At 41.1% G+C, this 3,904-nt stretch carries 2 protein-coding genes, 2 tRNA genes and 2 pseudogenes; 1 reads left to right on the top strand and 5 read right to left on the bottom strand.

The window, feature by feature from the left end:
* Positions 1-126: 126 nt before the first annotated feature.
* The 3 genes and pseudogenes from AKG43_RS11680 to AKG43_RS11670 form a co-directional block, all read right to left on the bottom strand.
* Positions 127-342: pseudogene (locus tag AKG43_RS11680) on the bottom strand (IS5/IS1182 family transposase); the annotation flags it as partial.
* Positions 343-598: 256 nt separating this feature from the next.
* Positions 599-673 (bottom strand) — tRNA-Glu (locus AKG43_RS11675).
* 21 nt (positions 674-694) lie between these two features.
* Positions 695-771 (bottom strand) — tRNA-Arg (locus AKG43_RS11670).
* A 101-nt stretch (positions 772-872) separates the two neighbouring features.
* Here AKG43_RS11670 and AKG43_RS11665 point away from each other — a divergent pair.
* Positions 873-2,270, top strand: coding sequence for a 3'-5' exonuclease family protein (locus tag AKG43_RS11665; protein WP_054617450.1), 1,398 nt, complete (start codon positions 873-875; stop codon positions 2,268-2,270).
* Positions 2,271-2,515: 245 nt separating this feature from the next.
* On the opposite strand, the gene AKG43_RS11660 is transcribed toward AKG43_RS11665, so the two are convergent.
* On the bottom strand, positions 2,516-3,538 hold the full coding sequence (locus tag AKG43_RS11660) for a L,D-transpeptidase (protein WP_054617449.1): 1,023 nt from the start codon (positions 3,536-3,538) through the stop codon (positions 2,516-2,518).
* A 259-nt stretch (positions 3,539-3,797) separates the two neighbouring features.
* Positions 3,798-3,904: pseudogene (locus tag AKG43_RS12900) on the bottom strand (IS1595 family transposase); the annotation flags it as partial.

The following is a 3,904-nucleotide window of genomic DNA, read 5'->3' as shown; positions in this document are numbered from 1 at the left end:
AGTGCCTCATAATGAGGCACTTTAAGGGGACTTTAGGGGTAGCTTGTCTACTTTTTACGCAAAAACAGCCGGAACATGATGAAGCATGTTCCGGCTGTTTGTTGGCGTGGGGTTTTGCAAAGGTCTCAAGCTGTGCCATTGGCCGAGCAGGACGGCTTTGAACATGGATAACAGGGGATAGGCGGGACGGCCGCCGTTGTCGCGCACGTAGCGGGTTTTGCGGCCGGCGAGGTATTGTTCGATGGGTGCCCAGTCAAGAATACGGTCGAGTTTGATGAGGGGGAAGCGGTCGAGATGTTTTTCGATATGGTGGAGGGCGTCGGTGTGTAAAAAGCCGCTCATGAACAAAATCCTCTAAATTCCCGGAGTTTGATGTGAGTGGGAATTTAAAGAATTTTTAGGGTTTTGTAAAGGTCTCGGATTGTCTGAAAACAGGGAATTCGGAGGGAAATAGGAAAGTTTTGACAAAACCTGAGAAAAATATCCGAAATTGTATTCTATGATTTCGGATATTGAGTTTTGTAGAGCTCTTAAAATAAATGAATCTTGAAAAAAATGGCTCTTATTTTTGAAAATAAGAGCCATTTTTTCATAAATTTGGCACGCCCACGGGGAATCGAACCCCGGTTACCGCCGTGAAAGGGCGATGTCCTAACCGCTAGACGATGGGCGCGGATTAAATTTTTTTGATTGTTGGCGCACCCGGAGCGATTCGAACGCCCGACCCTCTGGTTCGTAGCCAGATACTCTATCCAACTGAGCTACGGGTGCGAGAAAGATTGAAATTATATGTATTGGAATATACATTGTCAAGCCTTGTATCTTAAAAAAGTGTAGAATATTTTTATTCGTGTGTTTGCGTGGAAAACATAATGGTTTTAGATTCTAGATGGCTCCTGCTTGCAAAATATTTTGCCGGCTTAGGTATACCTGTAGCAATAGTGGATATTGAATCAACCGGCGGTAATTTATATGAAGACCGTATAACCGAGATTGCTATATTGAGATTTGAAAATGGTATCGTTCGTCATTATGAATGGTTAGTGAATCCTCAAAAGCCAATTTCCGAATTTATCACAATGCTTACGGGTATTGATAACGGTATGGTTGTGAATGCACCTGCATTTTCAGACATATCCGATATTCTGTTACCTTTATTACGTGGCACTTTACTTATCGCACATAATAGCCGTTTTGATTACACTTTTCTTCGTCATGAATTTCAAAGAATAGGTGTTCATTTTGCAGCACCTACTTTATGTACCGTGCAACTTTCACGTCGTCTTTACCCGCAACACCATAAGCATAATCTTGATAGCATTATTGAGCGTTTTCAGATTGATGTGAAAAAACGACACCGTGCAATGTCTGATGTGTTGGCATTGGCCGATTTTTTAGAAAAAAGTTTTACCGAAAAAGGGAATGGAGAGTGGGAGCGGCAGTTTTATTCGCTTACCCAACCGAAAGTATTGCCCTCATGGTTGCCAAATTCTTTATCTAAGCAAGTCTATGCTTTACCTGATATATACGGTGTTTCTGTATGGTTGGACAAAAAAGGGAAAACTGTAAAAATAGATGTGCATGAAAAAGCTTTTTCTGAAATATCCGCATCTTTACAAAGTACAACCGGCTTGGCATTTACACGAGAAATCAGTGAAATTCGTTTTATTCCTGCATTAGGCAAACTACATGCTTTGAGAGAAAAAGCGCTATTAGAAGTGGATTCACATATCAGGCTGTCTGAAATAAACAGTCGTTATTTTACTGTGCAATTTGTTTTCGAGGAGTCATCCAGCTTGCAAGCAAGAATTATTCCTTTGATGAGTGGTTACATGCATCAACCGCCTACTGGTTTGTTTCTTCACAAAAAGTCAGCAAAGAGAGCATTAACTGCCTGGGCAAAGGAGCATGGATTGTGTCCTTCTTTACTTGGCATTTTACCTGATTCTCATGCGCGTAATATGTCTTGCCCAGTTAAAGAAATCGGCCATTGTAGTGGTGATTGTTATGCTAAGAACGGGATAGAACTTCAAAATCGTAAAATTATTGATAATGCTTCACTTCTTCCGATTGTTGACTGGGGTAATGCCAAAAAAATAACAGTTGTTGAGTTTGATGCACTTTCCGGGCAAAAAATTGTATTAAACTGTGTAGGAGGAGCGCTGGAGTTGCCTGATGGGCGCTGGTATTTTGACCATACATTACCTAGATTGCTGAAAGAAAAATTTAAACTTGGCCGAAAAGCCGTTCAGGTAATCAAGGCCGTCTGAAATTGAACGACATACCTAAATTTGAATCTTAACTTGGAAGAAAATTTGGCCTAGTTATTTAGGATATGTCGCCAGAGAGCACTATGGCGGTATTTATGGGCAAAATTCAAAATCTGCAAAAGATGTCCAACTTTACCGCACTTTGGGGCTTGCATTTACAGATTTTTCCTCGGTGGTCGCAACGGGCTTGCGAAGCTAAACAACGCTTCACAAGCCTTCATGATAGCATGACAGGATAGCTTCAATCAAAATAATGTATCCGTAGGCTCTGTAAAATGCAAACCGTTGCTTTTCATAGGAGTATTTGGGTTTTCAGGCTGAGAAGGCATTACTTTCTCAGGCAGGTCGTTTTTCTTGTTTTGATCCGGTCGATCGGCCTGATTGTTATCTTTTTTTGGAGATAGAGCAGGACTTTCTGCATCTACTTCAATTTCTGTTCCCGGAGGTAATATTTCATCCTTTGGTTTTGGGGGTTCTATCGGAATGATTATAACTTTTGTGGGTAATGAAGACCCCGTTGTCCATGCTAAGGACGTTAAAGGAGCTTTTAACTTTACGTTTTGTTTGCAAGTTAAGCAATTAGCTTGTCCCGTGCGGTTTTTGAGAATGGCATCCACACGCTTTGGATTAATTGATTTTCCATGTGCTTTAGCCCATGAGTAGATGCTTTTGCGTAAAGTTTCAGCATTCAGATTCTTTTGATTGTAGGGGTCGCGATATGCAGCTAGCCATAAATGGTTGTTGGCGTCTACATTTAATGTGGCCATCTGATAAATAACAGAAACAGGGGAGCCGCTGTGAATTGTTTTTGCAAATTCAAGTGCATCAGGTGATCTCATGCGAACACAACCATGGCTGCGAACCCCGGGGACGCTAGCTGGAGCGTTAGTGCCGTGAATACCTAAGCCGAGTTTAGGATCCCCCATGCGTACAAAAACAGGCCCTAACGGATTTTGAGGGCCGGGAGGGATTGTTTTTACGCCATCTCCACGTTCTTTTTGAATACTTTTAGGGATATGCCAAGTGGGATTGAAGGCTTTTGCTCCAATCTTATGTTCGCCTAAAGTGGTTTGAGTGGCTGCTTTTCCAACTGCAACAGGGTAAGCTTTAACTAATTTACCATCTTTATAAAGGAATAAACGCTGCTGAGGTATATTGATAACCACATGTTGGCCAGCAGCATAAGGCGATACATCAGGTAAAGGTGTGTTTGCTACTGCTGTTGTAGATAATATGAGGCAGGCAAGGCTAAAACTAATTCTTTTCATCGGTGTTGCTATATAGAGTTATTCGGTGGTGGAGTGTGAATTATACTTCGGGCGGTAATTTCTTTTTTTAAATTGAACAGAGATGCCATACAAAAAATTTCTTGTGTATTTTCTTGTGTATCTCTCATGCAAATTAATGACCCTCAAATTTTTGAAACTATGAATAATACTATTGAATTGGAACACATTGCAGATGTTTTTTCTATTGATTATGAAGGACGCGGTGTTGCAAAGATAAAGGGGCTGAAGTAGATTAGCCCTAAACACCACACCAAAGCCGCAAAGTTTTTAACTGCTGCTTTGGTGTCCCGAAGTTAAAACGAAACTCACATTCTTTCAAGAACAGAGGAAAAGATTTTCGGTCGA

Source organism: Neisseria sp. 74A18 (assembly GCF_001308005.1).
GTDB classification, from domain to species: domain Bacteria; phylum Pseudomonadota; class Gammaproteobacteria; order Burkholderiales; family Neisseriaceae; genus Neisseria; species Neisseria dumasiana.
The sequence above is the reverse complement of the archived record's forward strand: the minus strand, read 5'-3'. Positions and strand labels throughout refer to the sequence as shown.